The 19416-nt window shown below is 61.3% G+C and carries 18 protein-coding genes and 1 tRNA gene; 15 read left to right on the top strand and 4 right to left on the bottom strand.

Going from position 1 to position 19416, the window contains the following annotated elements; all coding sequences use genetic code 11:
- Positions 1-2 precede the first annotated feature (2 nt).
- The 15 genes from rsmH (at position 3) to ftsZ (ending at position 17139) form a co-directional block, all read left to right on the top strand.
- Positions 3-902, top strand: a complete 900-nt coding sequence (rsmH, locus tag JNM85_05860; GenBank protein ID MBL8087581.1) for a 16S rRNA (cytosine(1402)-N(4))-methyltransferase RsmH — start codon at positions 3-5, stop codon at positions 900-902.
- Complete coding sequence (locus tag JNM85_05855; protein MBL8087580.1) at positions 899-1336, top strand: hypothetical protein; 438 nt, start codon at positions 899-901, stop codon at positions 1334-1336. The genes rsmH and JNM85_05855 overlap by 4 nt, the downstream gene beginning before the upstream one ends.
- Complete coding sequence (locus JNM85_05850; protein MBL8087579.1) at positions 1317-3020, top strand: penicillin-binding protein 2; 1704 nt, start codon at positions 1317-1319, stop codon at positions 3018-3020. The genes JNM85_05855 and JNM85_05850 overlap by 20 nt, the downstream gene beginning before the upstream one ends.
- On the top strand, positions 3017-4495 hold the full coding sequence (locus JNM85_05845; GenBank protein MBL8087578.1) for a UDP-N-acetylmuramoyl-L-alanyl-D-glutamate--2,6-diaminopimelate ligase: 1479 nt from the start codon (positions 3017-3019) through the stop codon (positions 4493-4495). Before JNM85_05850 ends, JNM85_05845 begins: the two co-directional genes overlap by 4 nt.
- Positions 4492-5841, top strand: coding sequence for a UDP-N-acetylmuramoyl-tripeptide--D-alanyl-D-alanine ligase (locus JNM85_05840; GenBank protein MBL8087577.1), 1350 nt, complete (start codon positions 4492-4494; stop codon positions 5839-5841). Before JNM85_05845 ends, JNM85_05840 begins: the two co-directional genes overlap by 4 nt.
- On the top strand, positions 5838-6797 hold the full coding sequence (locus JNM85_05835; GenBank protein ID MBL8087576.1) for a hypothetical protein: 960 nt from the start codon (positions 5838-5840) through the stop codon (positions 6795-6797). Before JNM85_05840 ends, JNM85_05835 begins: the two co-directional genes overlap by 4 nt.
- Positions 6794-8164: a UDP-N-acetylmuramoyl-L-alanine--D-glutamate ligase gene (gene murD / locus JNM85_05830; GenBank protein MBL8087575.1), complete on the top strand. Its 1371-nt coding sequence runs from the start codon at positions 6794-6796 to the stop codon at positions 8162-8164. The genes JNM85_05835 and murD overlap by 4 nt, the downstream gene beginning before the upstream one ends.
- A complete protein-coding gene (locus JNM85_05825; protein ID MBL8087574.1) occupies positions 8149-9381 on the top strand; it encodes a cell division protein FtsW in 1233 nt (410 codons plus the stop codon). The genes murD and JNM85_05825 overlap by 16 nt, the downstream gene beginning before the upstream one ends.
- Positions 9323-10438 (top strand): undecaprenyldiphospho-muramoylpentapeptide beta-N-acetylglucosaminyltransferase, encoded by a 1116-nt coding sequence (murG, locus tag JNM85_05820; GenBank protein MBL8087573.1) that lies wholly within the window; start codon positions 9323-9325, stop codon positions 10436-10438. The genes JNM85_05825 and murG overlap by 59 nt, the downstream gene beginning before the upstream one ends.
- 4 nt (positions 10439-10442) lie before the next feature.
- Entirely contained in the window at positions 10443-12683 is a 2241-nt protein-coding gene (locus JNM85_05815) for a D-alanine--D-alanine ligase (protein ID MBL8087572.1), read from the top strand.
- Between the two features lie 280 nt (positions 12684-12963).
- Positions 12964-13383 carry a hypothetical protein gene (locus JNM85_05810; GenBank protein MBL8087571.1) on the top strand — a complete coding sequence of 140 codons (420 nt, stop codon included), beginning with the start codon at positions 12964-12966 and terminating at the stop codon, positions 13381-13383.
- 5 nt (positions 13384-13388) lie between these two features.
- On the top strand, positions 13389-14168 hold the full coding sequence (locus tag JNM85_05805) for a DUF881 domain-containing protein (protein MBL8087570.1): 780 nt from the start codon (positions 13389-13391) through the stop codon (positions 14166-14168).
- Complete coding sequence (locus JNM85_05800; GenBank protein ID MBL8087569.1) at positions 14165-14581, top strand: small basic family protein; 417 nt, start codon at positions 14165-14167, stop codon at positions 14579-14581. Before JNM85_05805 ends, JNM85_05800 begins: the two co-directional genes overlap by 4 nt.
- 15 nt (positions 14582-14596) lie before the next feature.
- Positions 14597-15817: a cell division protein FtsA gene (gene ftsA / locus JNM85_05795; GenBank protein MBL8087568.1), complete on the top strand. Its 1221-nt coding sequence runs from the start codon at positions 14597-14599 to the stop codon at positions 15815-15817.
- A 101-nt stretch (positions 15818-15918) separates the two neighbouring features.
- The gene (gene ftsZ, locus JNM85_05790) at positions 15919-17139 is read left to right on the top strand and encodes a cell division protein FtsZ (protein ID MBL8087567.1); all 1221 of its coding nucleotides are present in this window, start codon (positions 15919-15921) and stop codon (positions 17137-17139) included.
- A gap of 59 nt (positions 17140-17198) precedes the next feature.
- Here ftsZ and JNM85_05785 read toward each other — a convergent pair whose 3' ends face one another.
- The 4 genes from JNM85_05785 to JNM85_05770 all read right to left on the bottom strand — a co-directional run bounded on the left by JNM85_05785 (position 17199) and on the right by JNM85_05770 (position 19416).
- Positions 17199-17585, bottom strand: a complete 387-nt coding sequence (locus tag JNM85_05785; GenBank protein MBL8087566.1) for a hypothetical protein — start codon at positions 17583-17585, stop codon at positions 17199-17201.
- Between the two features lie 15 nt (positions 17586-17600).
- Positions 17601-17688, bottom strand: a tRNA-Ser gene (locus JNM85_05780).
- Positions 17689-17714: 26 nt separating this feature from the next.
- Positions 17715-18992 carry an ornithine--oxo-acid transaminase gene (rocD, locus tag JNM85_05775; GenBank protein ID MBL8087565.1) on the bottom strand — a complete coding sequence of 426 codons (1278 nt, stop codon included), beginning with the start codon at positions 18990-18992 and terminating at the stop codon, positions 17715-17717.
- Positions 18993-19182: 190 nt separating this feature from the next.
- A complete protein-coding gene (locus JNM85_05770; GenBank protein ID MBL8087564.1) occupies positions 19183-19416 on the bottom strand; it encodes a hypothetical protein in 234 nt (77 codons plus the stop codon).

Genomic DNA, 19416 nt, shown 5'->3' with positions numbered 1-19416 from the left:
TGTTGGCAGAGCATCGTTCGGTCATGGTGGCCGAGGTGCTCCAGGCGTTGGAGTTGCGGCCAGGAGCCGTTGTGGTCGATGGGACCGTGGGATTGGCGGGGCACTCGCTGGAGATGGCGGCGGCCATCGCTCCCGGTGGAGTCCTCATTGGATTGGATTGGGATAAAGGAATGCTGGAGGTAGCGCGTGAGCGATTGAATGCAGTGAAAGGCGTGGAAGTTCATCTCTTCCATACCGACTATCGCGCGCTGTCTGACTCCATGTCCTCCGCGGTTGGGACCGAGAAGAAGGCCGATGGCATCTTGCTTGACCTTGGGCTGAACAACGCGCAGATCATGGATCCCAAGCGCGGTATCAGCTTTCAAGAAGACGGCCCGTTGGACATGCGCATGGACCGCTCGACCGGTGAACCTGCATCCGCTTGGCTGAACCGAGCCAGCGCGGGCGAGATCGAGCGAGCCCTGTGGGAATTCGGTGACGAGCGATGGGCGCGGAAGATTGCCCAAGTGATCGTGAGTCGCCGCAAAGAGAGCCCGCTGCACACGACACTCGACCTGGTCGATGCGGTGGCGGCTTCGATCCCGCCAAGCAAGCGCGACAAACGGATCCACTTCGCTACGCGCACGTTCCAAGCCATTCGGATCGCGGTGAACCGCGAGCTTGAGAAGCTGCAGGAGTGCCTTGAAAATGCCGCCGATGCGCTGGCACCTGGCGGCACGATGGTTGTACTGAGCTATCACAGCGGCGAGGATCGCGCCGCCAAGATGGCCTTCCGTGGGCTCGAAGAGTCGAGCGAGTTTGAAACCCTCTACAAGAAGCCTCTCGTGCCAAGCGAACTGGAAGTACGAGACAACCCCAAGAGTCGAAGCGCAAAGCTTCGCGCTATCCGGAGGAAATCATGAGTGCCCTGTTGTTGCCTGAACCCGTCGAAGTCGAGCTGAAGCGCCCGAGGACCCGAACCCGCGCGCACGGATCGGTTTCGACCAAAGCCCGCCGCCGCGTTTCAACCCAAGTGAAGGTACGTCGGCGACCGAGACCCGGCAACAGGGTTGCGTCGTGGGCGGGGGTCTGGTGCAGCGTGGCGCTCATGACCTATGCGTGTAGCGCTCTCTTGGCGAATTGCCAGATGGAAGCGGCGCGCCGTGACGCACTACGGGCCACTGAGCGCGCAAAGCTTGCAAAGGCGGAAGTCGCGCGACTTCAGGGTGAAATCAGCCGTCTCTCTTCCTTAGGTGCCATCGACCAGTGGGCGGTTTCACGCGGCTTCGTCGCGCGTGAGTACGTTGCGCAGCCGAGGACCGTGGAAGGACTAGGCCGTGTCGCAAGCACCCGTTAACCTGCAATCACGATCGGGCCGACTCGCGTGGGTCGTGCTGGGACTGTTTGTGGCGACTGGCTTTTCCCAGGGTTACAAGCAGATCTTCAGCGCGGCTGGCACCATCCAGAAAGCCAAGAAGGCTGGCCGCTATACGGTGGAACGACAGGAAGTCGCCAACCGAGCAAGCATCTTCAGCGGCGATGACAAGGTCTTGGCCCAGAGCGTGGACCAGTTTGATCTGAGCATGACGCTCATGAACGTGCCCCACGTGCCCGGCTTCTACGTTGCGTTTGGTGAAGCTGCAGGGGTCTCGCCCACTGAGATTGCTCAGGCCGTCGCATCCGGCCGGAAGTCACTCTCGTGGCCCAAGAAGATCGGGCCCGAGCAAGCGACCCGGATTCGCAAGGTGAAGAAGGACTGGGTGGCACACGGGATCTCGCTCGCCCGGACGTCGAAGCGGATCTATCCGCTCGGTGAGGCGACGGGGTCGCTGCTGGGCACCTACTCGACCAAGGCAGAAGGTGGGCTGGAGATGACGTTTGACTCCGTGCTCGCCGGAAAGGACGGGAAGCGTGTGGGTCTGATCGACCGTACGGGTGCGTTCTTGCCAATGCGCATGGAAGCCGAATCGCAGGAGAAGCAAGACGGTGAACCGGTACAACTCACGCTCAATGTCAGTTTGCAGGTCTCAGCGACCCAGTTGCTCCGTACTGCGGTCACTGAAAACCGCGCCACCAGCGGAGTGGCGATCGTCATGGAGCCGACCAGTGGCGATATTCTCGCGATGACAAGCTGGCCCGCGGCGGACCCCGGTGCGGGTCGTCCGATCTTGGGGTTCGACCCGAACTACTCGGAAGTGTACGAGCCCGGTTCGACGTTCAAGATTCTCACCCTCGCCGCTGCGCTTGACGCGGGAGTGGTCGGTGTACACGATACGACGCAGTGCCAAGGAGAAATCCACTGGGGGAAGGGGTATCGCGTGCGCTGCGACTTGCACCATGGCAACCGCGCCCACGGCTTAGTTGACTCGGAGCTTGCAATCGCGAAGAGCTGTAATGTCGCCGCCTCCACTTGGGCGCGCAAAGTCGGCTACAAGCCGATGCTCGACTACATCGATCGTCTGGGTCTTTTGCACAAAACCAAGATCGGCGTGCAAAACGAGGTCGCAGGATTGTTCAACTTCAAGGAGGTTGCACAGTCCTTGCAAATCGCGAATGTTGGCTTCGGTCAGTCGATCAGCTGTACGCCCATCGGGCTCGCCAGCGCGTTCACCAGTCTCGCCAATGGTGGCGTGCGGATGCAGCCACGACTGGTGAAGCGGATTGGTCTGAAAGACCAGCCGGTTCAGAAGGCGGCGCGGGTGTTCAGCCCGGACGTCGCTCACCAAGTGATGAAACTCATGGAGAGTGTCATCGAAACGGATGCAGGCACCGGCAAGAAGCTTCGAATCCCCGGCGTGCGGCTGGCGGGCAAGACGGGTACGGCCGAGAAGATCGGCGGCGGTGCGAGCGGTCACGTGTCCAGCTTCATTGGTTACGTCCCGGCCGAGAATCCACGCGCGGTGATCTTGGTCATGATTGACAACCCAAGCGCAGGCAAGATTTACGGCGCAGAAGTCGCTGGCCCCGTGTTCCGCGCGATCGCGGAAGAGGTACTGCGTACCGATGCCGGTTCATCAGGGCGTTCTGAGGCCGCGAAATGACCCTCGTCGAGCTGCTGCAACGGGCCGGGGTCGCTGCCGACCTCATTGACCAAGGCGACTGCGAAGTTCAATCGCTTTGTGCGGATTCGCGCTCGCCCCAGGCGGGCGCGCTGTACGTTACGATGCCCAGTGAGCGCTCTGACACAGGAGCATTCATCGGCCAGGCGCGGGAGCACGGCGCGGTCGCAGCGCTCGTCCGTAACGATTCGGGACTGGACCACGCGCGCGCGGTCGGGATACCGCATATCCTTATCCGCGATGAGGGACATCGGTTCTATGCCTCGCTCGGGCGGCTGTGCCGGGCAAGCGCTCCGGACGATCCGACCCTCTCAATGCGCGTCATCGGGGTGACCGGTACGAACGGCAAGTCGACCGTCGCTTGGATGCTGCGCGACGCCTTGAGCAGCTTGGGTTGCAAGGCGGCGTACTTGGGAACGCTTGGATTCGCGTGTGGCAGCGACGTGATGCCGCTTGCCAATACGACGCCGTTTCCGGTTGAATTGTGGACGATGCTTCGCCAAGCCAGGCAGGCGGGCTGCACGGACCTCGTGATGGAAGCGAGCAGCCACGCGCTGGTGCAGCGTCGGCTCGCGGGAGTGAGCTTCGCGGCGGGGGTTTTCACGAACCTGACGCAAGACCATTTGGACTACCACCAGTCGATGCACGCGTACTCCGAGGCGAAGAAACTGCTCTTCACGGAATACGCGATGGCCAGCCCACGTCCCTTCGTCGCGGTACTGAATACCGACGATCCCGTCGGACGCCACTGGAGCGCCGAGTTGCCGACTCCCGTCTTGCGGTTCGGTGAGGGCGGGGTGCACATTGCGAATCCGTCAGTCGGCGTCTCCAACATCGCCGGACAGCTGAACGGAGCCCACGGGTTCAATGCGGCGGTGGGTGGGGCGTTCAACATCCAGAACTTGACCGCAACCGCGGCAACACTTCTTGCACTTGGATACTCGGAGTCCGATGCGGCCCATGCGCTGAGTCAAGTCACCCCCGTGCCGGGGCGGTTCGAATCGGTACCCAATTCGCTAGGGATTGGCGTGATCGTGGACTATGCCCACACGCCAGACGCACTAGAGAAACTTCTGGGAAGCGCGATCGCGACCCATCCGCGCAAGATCATCACCGTCTTTGGATGCGGAGGCGACCGGGACCGGACCAAGCGTCCGCTGATGGCTGCGGCTGCCGCCAAGTCGAGCGACCTGGTCATCGCCACGAGCGACAATCCTCGCACTGAAGACCCGGAGACCATTCTCGATGAGGTCGTGCGCGGTCTGCCTGCTGGATTCCCCCACGAACGAGTGACCGATCGTCGCGAGGCGATCCGACGGGCCGTTGCGATCGCCGAACCGGGCGACGTGGTGGTCATCGCTGGCAAGGGACACGAAACCGTTCAGGTGATTGGTTACACCGCGATTCCTATGGACGATCGCGAATTGGCCCGCGAGGCGCTGGCGGTGCGAGCGTGATTGCGATCACCACTGCCGATTTCGCCGAACGATGCGGTGGTTCGCTCGTTGGCTTGAGCGGCTCGGAGCCGATCACCGGCTTTGCGACGGACAGTCGGGAAGTAACTCAGGGATCACTGTTCCTTGCGATCAAGGGTGCTCAGGTGGACGGTCACGACTTCGCCGAAGGCGTGGTCGCTGCAGGGGCGATCGCAGTGCTGGCCGAACGTCCTGTCCCGGTTCCGCACATCCTTGTGCCCGACCTGGTGCAAGCGCTGGCTGGATTCGCCAAGAGTAAGCGCGCCGAGTTTGGTGGGCCTGTCGTGGGCATTACGGGAAGCAATGGCAAGACGAGCGCAAAGGAGTTCACCGCGGCCGCTCTGTCCCCGCTGGGGAGCATCCTCAAGAACCCGGGCAACAAGAACACCGAGTACACCGCTCCCTTGATCTGGGCCGAGCTTGAGGGCTCAACCAAGGCAGTCGTTTCGGAAATGGCGATGCGCGGCTTTGGGCAAATCGACCACCTGGCCCAGCTCACCCAGCCGAATCTGGCGATCATCACGATGATCGGGACGGCGCACATCGAGATGGTCGGATCTCGCGAGGGGATCGCCCGAGCCAAGGCCGAGATCCTTTCGCACCTGACTGGGCCCGCGATCCTGTGGGCGGAAGACGATTTCATCGGGACGCTGCGGTCGCTCGCACCTCACGAGGTCATTACCTTTGGTTTCTCACCGGACGCAGACTGTCGGATCGTCGGGTACCGCTCGCAAGGTTGGAACCAGAGTCAGATTCGTGGAGTGTTCCGCGGCGAGGAGTTCAGCGCGGTGTTGCCGACCGTGGGAAAGCACCAGGCCGTCAACGCTGCGAGCGCGATTGTCGCTGCCGTTGAGTGCGGAGTGAACCTGGCAGATGCCGCGAAGTCTCTGCAGAACGCCACGATCCCGGCCATGCGCATGGAAACGCGCGAGGCCGCCGGGGTCACGTACGTCTTGGATAATTACAATGCCAGCCCCGACTCGATGGTTGCCGCGCTAAAGACGCTCATGGAAGTCGATTCGGCGGGGCGACGCGTCGCCGTCCTGGGTGAGATGCGCGAGCTGGGAGACACCGCCGAGCAGGGCCATCGACTCGTTGGGCGAGCGCTGGCCATGGCCGATGTCGATTCGGTGATCGTGTTTGGAGACATGGCACGATGGATCGCCGAAGAGGCGATCGCGCTTGGGTTTCCCGCGTCGCGCCTGAGTCAAGCCACTTCACTGGACGACATCCACGATCGGCTCGTTGACGCGAACGAAGGGGACACCGTGCTCGTGAAGGGGAGTCGAGCGCTCTTCCTTGAGCGCGCGCTGGAGGGGATCCTATGAACGCGGTGCCGTTCCGAATGGGAGTCGCCTTCATCGTGAGTCTGGCGGTTTCAGGGTTGCTCGCGCCACTCATCTACCGATTTCTGATTCGCGTCAAATCGCGCCAGACCATCAGCGAGCACGTCGCCGAGCATGCCCACAAGCAGGGAACACCCACCATGGGCGGACTCATCACACTGGCGGGGTTCTTTGCCGGGACGCTCATCTGCTTCCCACAAACGCACACCAAGGTGCCGCTGCTGCTGTGCTTGGCGTACGGGCTTATCGGATTCTTCGACGACTACGTCGTGCCGCGGATGTTGTCCGGCAAGCGAGGATTGGGTTGGAAGCAGAAGCTGATCATGCAGGTCGGCCTCACCATCGCCATCCTGCTGCTGTATTCGCACAATGTAACCGAAGTAGCGATCCTCACGTTTCTGGTGCTGTTTTTCAGCAATGCCTACAATTTCGCGGACGGAATGGACGGCTTGGCTGGCTCGCTCGCACTGGTGCTCGCGCTGGCAATCGCCGTCATTGCTGGTTATTCGGGTTCTGAGTGGATACTGCCTCACATCATGCTCGCGCTCGTCGGCGGACTGATCCCATTCCTGTACTACAACGCACCGCCTGCCCGGGTCTTCATGGGTGATGTGGGAGCGTTGCCCATCGGTGCGCTCCTGGGATTCTCGGTGGGACACTTGCTGTTGCGCGGGTCGGTTATGGCTCCCACGCTGTGGTTCCTGCCGCTGTGCCTGCTGATGCTGGTGCTCATCGTCGAATTGGTCCCGGTTCCGATCCAAATTGCGAGCGTGAAGCTCCGCGGCAAGCGCGTTTTTCCCAAGACTCCGATCCACCACGCGTTTCAAGATGCGGGCTGGCCAGAGACCCGGGTCGTTTCGCTGTTTGTCCTGAGCCAGCTCGTGTGCGCTGGCCTCGCCATCATCTGGACCGCGATCCTTGCGGGGGTACTGAAGTGAATCTGGACGGGGTCCGAATGGCAGTGGCGGGGATGGGTCGCTCGGGCGTCGGCATCGCCCTCGCAGCGACCAAGCGCGGAGCCCGTGTAAGGGTTTTCGACGAGAAGTCGGCGGACACCCCCGAGCGCATTGCCGAGCTCGAGCGATTGGAGAGCGCGGGGATCGATGTCGTCACTGGGTGGCACGGTCACCTTGCGGGAGAAGATCACGACTTACTGACCGCTTCGCCGGGATTCCGGCGGGATCACCCGGCGATTCGCGATACGCTCGCCGCCGGAAAGGAAGTGATCAGCGAAGTGGAGTTCGCTTACCGAATCGCAAAGGCTCCGATTTTGGCGATCACGGGGACGAACGGCAAGAGCACTACGACCGTCATGACCTGGCTGGCGCTGAAGGCGACCGGGGTGGAGGCGGTGCTGTGCGGAAACCTCAGTGGCAGCGGCTATCCGGAGCTCACGCTCACCGAGGCGGCGGATTCGACGCCCGAAGATGGATTCCTGGTTGCTGAAGTTTCAAGCTTCCAGCTGGAGTGGGTTCGCGACTTTCGGCCGCTCGCGGCGTGCGTCACGACGGTCACGCCCGATCATATGGATCGGCACCCGACGTTCCGCGACTACTTCGACACCAAGCTCAGGATCTTCCGCAAGATGGGCCGCGGCGACACGGCGGTCTGGAATCGCGAAGAGGTGACCGTTCCCCGAACTGAGATCGAAGCCGTACTCGGTGATGGAGCCGCTATCGCACCGGTTCCTGGCGAGGTGACTCTGTCCGACTCCGCGATCGGTTGGCGCGGTGTCGAGCTCGCACTGGACAAGATGCCCCTGCTGGGCTCGCACAATGTGCAGAACGCGATGATGGCACTTACGATGGTCGGGGCGGCAAGAACGCGCACCACCGCGGCGCAGGCGCAAGCCGCTGTCGATGCGATCCGCTCGATGCACGCTCTCGACTACCGGATGCAGAACCTGGGGCAGAAGGACGGAGTGTTGGTCGTGAACAATTCGATGTGCACCAACCCCGGCGCGGTCATCGCGAGTTCGCGGTCCATGCGTCAGCACCAGATCTTGCTGATGGGGGGCGCGATGAAGGGACTCGACTTTGGGCCGGTCGGCGAATACCTTCGGCAATCCGGCCACACGCCGGTGCTCTTCTCTGAGCATCGATTTGCACTCGCCTCTAGCTTGGGTCTAACCGAGGTAGAGCACGCCGAATCGCTGGGTGCGGCCTTCTTGCGGGCCACACAGCTCGCTTCTTCGGGGCATGTGATCATGCTCGCTCCCGGTTGTGCGAGCGCCGACCCTTACACGAACTTCCGCGAACGCGGTGACGACTTCTCTCGCATGGTGAGCCAATGGTTAAACAACTAATCCGCCGACTACTCGCGCCCGCAGACCCTTGGCTTTTCCTCTTGTGCCTCATCTGCACTCTGCTGGGGCTGTTTGCGATCTTCGACGCGGGCTATGCGCGCAGCATCCTGAAAGATCGGAGCTTGCTTCCACGCGAGTTCAATATGCAGCTGATCTATACGATCGCAGCCATGATCCTCGGTGCATTGGCCGCGCTCATTCCGATTAGGATTTGGTCGCGCTACTCGAAGTGGATTTTTGGCGTCAGTTTGGCATTGGTGTTGCTGGTCATGGTTCCTGGTCTGAACCAGACCATGAGCGGAGCGACACGCTGGGTGCGCGTCGGGCCCATCCAGATCCAGCCGAGCGAGTTCGCCAAAGGGGCCGTGATCCTCTTCCTCGCGGGAGCCTTTGCGTTGCGTCAACCCTGGCCGAAAAGGGTCAAGGTCAAGAATCGGTTCGACTGGCTTGATCGGGTGGGAATGCCGAAGCTGGTTCGGGCGATTCCGCTCTTGCTCGTCGGCGTTCTCGCCCTGAAGGTGGAGCGTGAACCCGATCTGGGCACCGCCGCTGTGATTCTTGCCATCACTGGTGCGATGCTGTGGCTGGGCGGCGTGAGCCGCAAGTCGCTGGTCACCTTGGGGGCGATTGGTTTCGTGGGGCTGATTGGAGTCGCGACACTTGAACCGTACCGACTTGAGCGCATAACTAACCATCCCGCGCGCTGGACTGCCGAGCACATGGACGATGTCGGATACCAGACCGTGCAGAGTGAGATCGCGATGGCCGATGGCGGCCTCAAGGGAGTCGGCGTCGGTAACGGACGTGCGAAGCACATGCTGCCCGCAGCGACGACGGACTTCGTGACGGCCACGATCGCCGAGGAGACGGGACTGGTCGGTTCGCTGGCAGTGCTCGGCCTGCTCGGTGCGATTGTCGCCCGCCTGTTCGTGCTGGCGAAGCAGGCCAACAGCGAGTTTTCCAGGCTGTATCTGCTCGGCGTGGCGTCATGGATTGCGATTCAGACGTGTGTCAATGTATTGATGGCGAACGGAACACTCCCGCCAATTGGGATACCCCTGCCGTTCTTCAGTTCGGGCGGGTCGAGTCTGTTAGCACTTTGGCTGGCGATGGGCGTTGCCCAGTCTGCCGTGGCGGAACAACCTCAGGAGGATTTGGTTGGCGAAACTCATCGTAACCGGTGGCGGAACCGGCGGCCACGTATTTCCCGCGCTTGAAGTCGCGCGCGAGATGGATCGTCAGGGCTGCTCGGTCGAGTACTGGGGTAGCTTGCGCGGCCAAGAATCGAAGGCCTGTGATCGAGCGGCCATCGAATTCCGTGGGTTTGGCAGTGAACCGCTCTATCGGCTGACTTCGGTACGCGGCCTTCGAGGAGTTGTGAATCTGCTCAAGGCGATGATGAAGGTCCGTCGCCAAATGGAAGAGTATCGCCCGGCGGCGGTCTTCAGTACGGGCGGATACGCGAGCGCGCCGGTCGTAGGTTCGGCGCGGAAGCTCAAGATCCCGTACGTGATTCACGAGCAGAATGTGGTGCCAGGCCGGACGAACCGGATTCTCGGCCGGAGCGCCCATGCGGTATGCACCGTCTTTTGCTCGGGGCACGAGCACTTCGAAGGGACGCGCGTGATCCGCACGGGCATGCCCATCCGCCCCGAGTTTCGTAGCGGGCAAGCGGGATTTGGCATCGCCCAAACCTCAGAGTCGCACCGATCGCTGATCTTGGTGACCGGTGGTTCGCAAGGGGCCCAGGCGATCAACGAGGCTGCGATCGCAACCGCGACCCGCATGGCCCGCCACCCGATTCACTGGATTCATGTGACGGGACCGCGGCACTACGAGGCGATGATCGCTTCGCTCGGAAAATTGGGTGCCCAGAACCACTACACTTTGCGCGCGTACCTGGACGCTCCCGAGATGGCGGGTGCGATGTTCGCGTCCGAGGTCGCCATGTGCCGAAGCGGAGCTGGAACCCTCGCCGAGTTGGCTGCGCTGCGAAAGCCGTCGTTGCTGATCCCGTATCCACATGCGTTCGGAGATCACCAGCGCGCAAACGCGCAGGAGTTCGTGGAGATGGGAGCGGCGACGATGCTCGCCGAGTCCGAATTGCAACCAAGCACCATCGAATCGCGACTGATGGCCTGGATCGGCGAGTCGGATCGGATTGGGGCGGCCCAGAAGGCACTCGCCGATTGGGATTCTCCGAATGCGGTGCATGAGATCGCAAAGATCGTGATGGAAGCGGCGGGCGCGAGGATGGTTCGCCCACAATCTTAAGACAATGAGACAACCCTCCGAGATCAAGACCGCATTCGCCGCGCGCGAGCGGCTGAGCGAGTTCACGACGTTCTTTCTCGTGGGCATTGGGGGAGCGGGCATGGCGGGGGTCGCAGAACTCCTGCACCAACGGGGGTTCACCGTGCGCGGTTCTGATTCCACCGACTCGCCGACCATCGCCGCGCTGAGGAATCTCGGTATACAGGTGGAGATCGGACACTCGGGCGACGCGATCAAGCCTGGCATGGGGCTCATCCTGACCGACGCGATCGACCTGCAGACGAGCCCGGAAGTCGCCCGAGGTCGAGAATTGAATTTGCCTCTCTTCCGAAGAAGCCAGGCGCTCGGGTGGTTGCTTGGCGATCGCCGCGTCATTGCGGTGACCGGCACCCACGGGAAGACCACAACAACTGGGATGGTCGGTGCCGGATTGCGGGCCGGTGGACTCGACCCGTTGATCGTGGTTGGTGCGGATGTGCCGGAGTTCGGCGGGGCAGTGGTCTTTGGCCGCGGCGACTGGGCCGTCGTGGAGGCGTGCGAGGCGTACGACAGCTTCCACGACATCGACCCCGAGATCGCGATTCTCACCAACCTTGAGGCCGATCACCTCGATTTTCACGGCACCGAAGCGAACCTGAAGGACTCCGTCGGACGGTTCCTCAGCAAGGCCCGCATGGGAGTGGTCTACTGCGACGAAGACGAGGGTGCCCGCACCATGGCGTTGAACCTAGCCGGGATGGTCGTCCCCTACGACGCGAGCACATTCGTCGGTGAGGAGCCACTGGCTTCTCCAGGCGCGCACAATCGACTGAACGCGGGTGCGGCCCTACTCGCCGCACGAATGGCCGGTGCAGATGAAACCAAAGCGACCAAGGGCATTGCGGCCTTTCGGGGCGCAGCGCGGCGATTGCAAGTTCTGCGCGAATCGGGCCCTACCATCATCGACGACTACGCGCACCACCCCACCGAGATCGTGGCGAGTATCCAGGCATTGCGCGACCGCTATCCAGGGCGACGCCTGGTGATCGTTTTTCAACCTCACCTGTACTCGCGCACGGCTGAGTTTCTTAATGAGTTCGCGTCTGCACTTTCGCTCGCCGACTTTGTACTGATCACGGATATCTACCGCGCGCGGGAAGAGCCGATACCCGGCATCAGCTCGGCTCGTATCGCCGAGATGCTCACGGTCCCTCACAAGTACGTCCCAAGCCGCCACGTTCTGCCGAGAGAAGTCACGCGGATTCTACAACCGGACGATGTGGTCGTCGGCATGGGAGCAGGCACCATCACCGAATTCACGCACCGGTTCGCGGAGTCGTTTGATCGCCCGGGTCCGACGCGGGTGTGGGTCTGCTATGGCGGAGACTCGGCCGAACGGGAAGTGAGCCTCCACTCGGGTGCCAAAGTCGCCGATGCGTTGGAGTCGCGCGGCTACGCGGTGACGCTCTTGGACCTCAGCGAGTGCCTGCTCAATCCAGGATTGAACCTGCCGACGGAGCGACCCGATGTTGCCTTCTTGGCCGTTCACGGCACCCACGCCGAAGACGGCGCGATCCAAGGACTCTTCGAGCTCCTCCACGTCCCGTACACGGGGAGTGGTGTGCAATCGAGTGCACTCGCAATGGACAAGAATCTAGCAAAGCAGATCCTCTCACAGGCCGGAATTCGGGTGCCGCAGGGGTACAAGGTCGATCGCGTTGAGGACACGGTTGAACTCCCTGGGGTTACCCGCTACGTTGTCAAGCCCAATACCCAAGGTTCGACCGTCGGACTGAGCTTCGTGGAGTCGCCGGCAGACTTGAAGTCAGCGGTCCAAAAGGCTTTGTCCTACTCTGCGGAAGCCCTGGTGGAGGAGTGGATCACTGGAGTCGAGATTTCCGTGCCTGTGCTGATTGACACGGTCCTACCTGCTGTAGAAATCCGTCCGCGATCAGGGCAGTACGACTTTGCGAACAAGTACATCCCCGGCGCGACCGAGGAGATCTGTCCCGCTCGGCTCTCGCCCGAGATGACAGCTCGTGCTGCGGACTATGCGCTGCGGGCTCACGCGGCGCTGGGGTGTGCGGGCGCGACTCGCACCGATATGTTTGTGACCGAGGACGATCTGGTAGTCCTAGAGGTGAACACGCTGCCAGGCATGACCCCGACTTCGCTGCTTCCGCTGAGCGCATCCGTGGCGGGTATCAACTTTGAGTCCCTGTGCGAGCGGATTGTGCGGGACGCCATGGAGCGGGATGGCTCGTAAGCGAGCTCGACTGAATATCGTCCCCTGGCTTTGGACGGCCCTGTTTTTGAATTTAGGCCTGGGAATCGTCCTCTCACCGGTCACCGAAATCCGCAGAGTGCGCGTGATCGGGGCACATGAAGCGCAGCAACCGCTGATCCGAAAGCGGCTCCAGGCGCTAGCGAATGTTCCGAGTGCACGTGCAAGTTTGGACCGAATCGTATCCTTTATCCAGCGTGATACCTCGATCGAACGTGCAACTTTACGCCGAAATCTTTTCGGGTCCGGAGTCGTAACGATCTTGAACAAACGCAGCGTCGCGGTCGTTGACGGCGACCGTAATGTTGTACTTTGCTCCGACGGTTCGCTCGTGGTACGTGCAGATTCCGATCCGGAAGCTATCCAGTTTTCCGCGACGTCGCTGGCGTTTCGCCCAAGTTTTACTGCGATGGGGACGTGGCCAGGCAAGGCGGCGGCCGACCTGAGTGCAGAGATTTGCGATAACGCTGCATTCGGCGTGACGGGTCTTGTGCAGGATGAGGGCGGTAAAGTATCCTTGACCACGGAAGGCAAGGCCACGATTATTCTGGGCACGCTCGATAACTTCCGCGACAAAGTTTCAGCGCTGAAACGTGCGGTAGAGGTCGAACCCGAGATCCTCAGTCGAGTCAAAGTGCTCAACGTCTCGGCGCCCAGCAATCCAGTCTTCGTTCCCAAGTAACTTCAATGAACCCCTTCGTGAGCCGTATCAACAACAGCTCGCCGGTGGTGCCTTTGAGCATCATGGCGTTGATACTCGGCGCGATGATGTCCACCGCCTACGTTAGCAAGACCCACCGGACGGGATTTGATGCGCGAGATATCAGTCAGCGACAGAGCGTCCTCAGCGGATCGGCGGACGAGCAGCTCACCATCCGCAAGCAGCAAGACGAGATCACAAAGCTCCGCGAGGACAAGACTCGACTTGAGAACGCCCTCGCCGACGGAACCAAGCAGGCACGGGTCATTAACGATTCGCTCCAGGAACTGAAAAACTTCGCGGGGCTTACCGAAGTTACTGGACCTGGCGTGCTGGTGCGGCTCAACGACGCCTCGAGCAATGTGCAGAACCAGTACGAGGATGCCGAAGCCGCGATCATCCACGACCGCGACGTGCTCAAGGTGGTGAACGAACTCTGGAACGCGGGCGCCGAGGCGATCTCCGTCAACGGCTTGCGCGTGAGCGTTGGCACGAGTTTCAGGTGTGTTGGCACCACCATCCTTGTGGACACCACGAAGATCGCATCCCCGGTGATGATCCAAGCGATTGGCGATTCGGCCACGCTTGACGGTGCGCTGAAGATGCCGGGGGGCATCGTCTCGGAACTCACCAGCGTGAGTCCGACGATGATCAGCATCGAACAGGTTCAGAAGATGATGTTGCCCGCGTTCAGCGGTGCGACGAATCGCAAGTTTGCCCGGCCCGTCGAGGCTAAACCCAAGCGCGATCCAGGAGATCGACGGTGATCCTCATTCCGTTTGCGTGCCTCATCGTGGGAGTGCTCCTCGGAATAGTCCTGGGTGCACCCATCGACCGCGTGACAGGCCTTTACCTAGGTGTGGCGAGCCTGGCCGGATTGGACAGTCTCTGTGGTGGAATTCGCGCCAGCCTCGAGAAGAAGTTCCACACCGATGTCTTCGTTTCGGGATTCGTTTTCAACTGCTTGATCGCCTTCGGACTTGCCTGGATTGGCGATCGCATCGACGTGGACATTTTCCTCGTCTGTTCCTTCATTTTTGGTGTCCGTATATTCAATAATCTCAGTCTTATCCGCCGGTTTTGGCTGACCCAACTGCAGGACTCTCGCGAGCTTAGGCGCAAGAACGAAGCGCAATCGAGTGGTTCTTCGGCTATGGCCAACCAGGCGGATGCTAACTGACAATCAGACTGTTTCATGACTTACTTACTTGATCTTGGGACCAATAAAGTCGCGTGCCTGGCTGCAGAGCTGAGCGAGCGTGGCGATGTCATCGCGAAGGCTGCGGCGCATGCGCCGTGCCGGGGTTTGCACCGCTCGGTCGTCAGCGACCTAGAGCAGACTGCAGAGGCGATCGAGGATGTCATTCGCCGCGTGCGGACTTCGACGGGCGAACACCCCTCGACCATCGTGGTCACGGTGGGCGGAGCGCACCTTGAGAGCATGAACAGCCAGGGCTTCGTACCGATCTACCCTCGGTCTCGCATGATCACCCGCGAGGACGTCCTGCACGTCATCAACCACTCCCGCCAGATTCTGCCAGCCCCGGATCGCGAACAGATTCACGCCTTGCCTCGAGAGTTTCGCGTCGACGGCGAGAAGGGAATCCAGAAGCCGATCGGCCTCTCGGGCGGCAGGCTGGAGGTCGTGACTCACATCATCACCGGGGCAATCACCCATCTTCAGAACATCGAAAAGGCGGTCCAGATGGCGGGCTTCAAAGTCGACCAGATCGTCGCGCAGCCTTTGGCGAGCGGACTAGGGGTCGTCACTGAAGAGGATCGCGAACTCGGAACGGTGTCGGTTGACATCGGTGGTGGATCGACTAGCATCTCGGTATTCCAGGGTGGATCGCTGGCTTACTCTGCGGTCGTGCCCGTGGGCGGCAATTTGGTCACAAGTGACCTCTCCAAGCTCCTGAAATGCTCGCCCGAGGAGTCGGAACGGCTCAAGATCGCGTACGGCTGCGCGCTGAGCTCGATGGCCGATGGCAAGGGAAGCGTCGAAGTACTGCAGATCGGACAGTCTCAGCCGCGCCACCTGGACCGGCGGGTCCTCGCCGAGATCATCGAAAGTCGCATGCGCGAGATCGCAACGCTCGTACGCCAGCAGATCGAGCGAAGCGGCTTAAACGGCGTGCTCCCCGGTGGAGTCATCCTGACGGGCGGTGGGAGCCTACTTCCGGGCGCACAAGAGCTGTTCGAGTCCACGCTGCAACACATGCAGGTGCGCCTCGGTCGGCCAAAGATTTCCGGCCCGTATGCGGGGCATGTGAACAAGCCCGAGTGGGCAGGAGCGGTTGGAACCGCGAAGTACGTCCTCCAACACGAGGAGGACGAGATCTCGCCCGCGAGCGGCATCGAGAATTGGAAGCTGAAGATTCGCACTCTCAAGGCGATCTTCTCAACCAAAGCTTAATTCAGTCATCAGAGCCCCCATCGCAAAGACTTTGGGGGGTACAACCAAAGACTCGCACCTGTTCCCACAGAGTGCAACTTTTATTTGAGGGTAACGGACTAGTGAACACGACAACGGCAGTCATCAAAGTCATTGGCGTCGGCGGCGGAGGATCGAATGCGGTCAACCGCATGATCGCCGCGGACATCCAAGGCGTGGAGTTCATCGCCATGAACACGGACGTGCAAGTGCTCGATAGCAGCGCGGCACCGAAGAAGGTTCAACTGGGCGAGAATCTCACGCGTGGCTTGGGTGCAGGAGGAAATCCTGAGGTTGGCAAGAGTGCCGCCGAAGAGTCCAAAGCCGAGATCCGCAAGGTGCTCGAAGGTGCCGACATGGTCTTTATTACCGCCGGCATGGGCGGTGGTACCGGAACTGGTGCGGCCCCCGTCGTCGCAGACCTCGCCCGCGAAGTGGGTGCGCTTGCCGTCGCCGTCGTGACCCGTCCTTTCGCCTTCGAAGGTCCCCGCCGCAGCCGGTTGGCTGAGCAAGGGATTTCGTCGCTTGTGGGTCGCGTCGACACCATGATCACCATCCCGAACGACAAGTTGATGAGCGTGGTGGAAAAGCGCACGACGCTCACGGACGCTTTCCGGGTCGCGGATGACATTCTGCGTCAAGGCGTGCAAGGGATCAGCGATATCATTACGATTCCCGGACAAATAAACGTCGACTTTGCGGACGTCAAGGCCGTCATGAGCAGCGCCGGACCAGCACTGATGGGTATCGGCTATGGGGTGGGAGAGTACCGCGCCATCCAGGCCGCCCAGTCCGCGGTCAGCAGCCCGCTGCTGGAACAGACCATTCATGGTGCGAAGGGGCTCCTGGTCAATATTACATCGGGAAGCGACCTCACCCTCACCGAGGCGACCGAGGCAATGGAGTACATCCAGCAGCTCACCGACGAGAGTGACGCCAACATCTACTTCGGCGTAGTGGTGGACGAAGCGATGCGCGACGAGGTCCGCATCACCGTTTTGGCCACGGGCTTCAGCCCGTTCACTTCCGAGGGGCGAAAGGTCGCTCAGGCGACGATGATGCACGCCGCTCCCGTGATGCCCGCGCCAGTGCCCGCTCCGACCTCGCATGCGGTTGTTGAACCGGCCATCGACGCCTCCGTGCTCTCTGCGCCCAGCAACCACGGAGCGACCGTCAATCCTCAGGCGATCTTCCAGAAGTCGCCCGCCGCGGAGCGACCGAAGCAGTCTGACCCGGCTGACATCATCGACGAGTCTGACTTGGACATCCCGGCGTTCCTCCGCGAGCACCGACAGAAAAACTGAGAGCGCTTCGTGCTAGGATTGAATAGCGGGCTCGGCCAGGTCGGTCGAGCCCGCTATTGTTATGAGCGGACGAGCTCGTCGTGGCCCAGGTAGAAATGCTGGGAACGTTGCCCTGGCTTGAACCAGATCAACGCGGTAGAGACCTCGGGCATCAGCATCCCGCACACTGCTTGGCCCTCTTCGGGAGTGAGCGGAGCAAAGTCGAGCCTCGTCACGATGAGGTGGAGCAGATCTTCCTCTCCCTCGAACTGATAGCGGTATGCCCCCAGCGTTCCTCCAAAAGGGTTTGGCTCGATCCCGATCGTTTGCCCGGCAAAGTCACCGGGGACGCTCCTGTCCGGATCGTAGGGTGGGAGCTTGATGGTCGCGCCATCGAGAGTGGCCGTGCGGACGTTGTCCATCACGGACTGAATGCGCTGCGACTCGTCGGGGGTGAGTTCAAACATGGATCGCCAAAACTCTGGCGGAGCGGGTGGGATTCGAACCCACGATACGTTTCCGTATACGCGATTTCCAATCGCGCTCCTTCGGCCACTCGGACACCGCTCCTGACAACCGTTATTATGGCTGAACTCTTAGCCGACCGCGCGAATGGCGGCATCGACCCGCTCAACCGCGGAGGTGAGTTCGGCTTCGGTGATGACGATCGGTGGCGAGAATCGGAACGTGTGCTGCCGGGTCTCCTTGGTGAGCACACCGAGCTCGATGAACTTCTTGGCGAGCGCCTTGGTATTGAATCCCTCAGCAAACTCGAGTCCGATGAGGAGACCCCGTCCGCGGACTTCCACGATGCAATCGTGCCCCATCGACTCGAACTGGCTCTTCAACCATGCGCCCTTCTTCGCACTCATGCCCGCGTAATCTTCGTTCACGAACTCCGCCAGCGCCGCGACTCCGACGACCGCGGCGAGGGAGTTACCACCGAAGGTGCTGCCGTGGTCGCCCGGCTTGAAGACCTCCATGACGTGTCGCTGGCCCACCGCGGCTGCGACGGGGAGTAGGCCACCGCCGAGCGGCTTGCCCACCGTCATGATGTCGGGCCGAGCGGCTTCGGCCATCCAGCCAAACTTGTGCCCGGTGCGGGCAAAACCGGTCTGGACTTCATCCCAGATAAGCAGGATGTTGTGCGCGTCGCACAACTCGCGCAGGCCAGACATCCACCCCGTGGGCGGAATGATGACTCCACCCTCGGCCTGGATGGGCTCGGCGAAAATGGCACAGGTGTTCGGTGTGATTGCGGCCTCCATCGCGTCGAGATCGCCGAACGGGACGATTTTGAATCCGGGGCCGAACGGACCGAAATGCTCGTGGTACTGCTCCTCGCTGCTGAATCCGACGATTGTCGTCGTTCGGCCATGGAAGTTGCCTTCGCAGACCAGAATTTCGGCTTGGTTCGCAGGAACGTCCTTCACAGTGTAAGCCCACTTACGCGCAAGCTTGATCGCGGTCTCGTTGGCTTCTGCGCCGGTATTCATCGGGCAGACCATGTCTTGCTCGCAGAATTCAGCGAGCGCCTGGAGGAAGAGGGCCAGCTCCGTGTTGTACATCGCGCGGCTGGTGAGCGTAATGCGGTCCAACTGGCGCTTGGCGACCTCGATGAGGTGAGGATTCAGGTGACCATGAGCGACTGCCGAGTACGCGCCGATGCAATCGATGTACTCCTTGCCGTTACCGTCGTGGACCCGGGCGCCCTCGCCACCCGTGATGTTGACCGGCAGTGGGTGGTAATTGTGGGTTCCGAACTGTTCGGTGATGGCGATCGCTTCTGCGTCGGTCAGCGACTGCAAAACGGTTTCGATCCCCTCGGAAAGAATACGATCCATCATGGATTTGAGCATAGTGGTGCCGGTCATGCTTAAGATTGTGGGGTGCGTATCCAGGCGTAAACAACCCCAACAGGTATAAATACTGGGTGAATCTAGTGCGTCCAGGTGAACGGCGAGGTCGTGAGCACCGCCAGCACGACGCCGAAAACGATGAGCAATCGCTGCAATCGCATGCTCTTATGATCGGCAGGATCCGGGGGAACCGTGAGAGCGAAAGTTACCGGTTGCGACTGATCCAGAGTCCGGCCACGAAACACCACGCGAGAGTCGTCACGACCGCGATGGTGCGACCGAAGACGAGCAGCATCTTGTCGCGCAAGGGGACCGAGCCACGCTTCATCGCGTTTAACTCCACATCCGCGAGCCACCAAGCGGGGATCCCTGCGAGCGGTCCAACGATGGCGCTACCGACCGCGAGCATCAGCACCCAACCCGCCCTCGAAGACCGCAT

This window comes from Chthonomonas sp. (assembly GCA_016788115.1).
Lineage (GTDB): Bacteria > Armatimonadota > Fimbriimonadia > Fimbriimonadales > Fimbriimonadaceae > UBA2391.
This window is presented reverse-complemented; position numbering and strand designations above follow the sequence as displayed.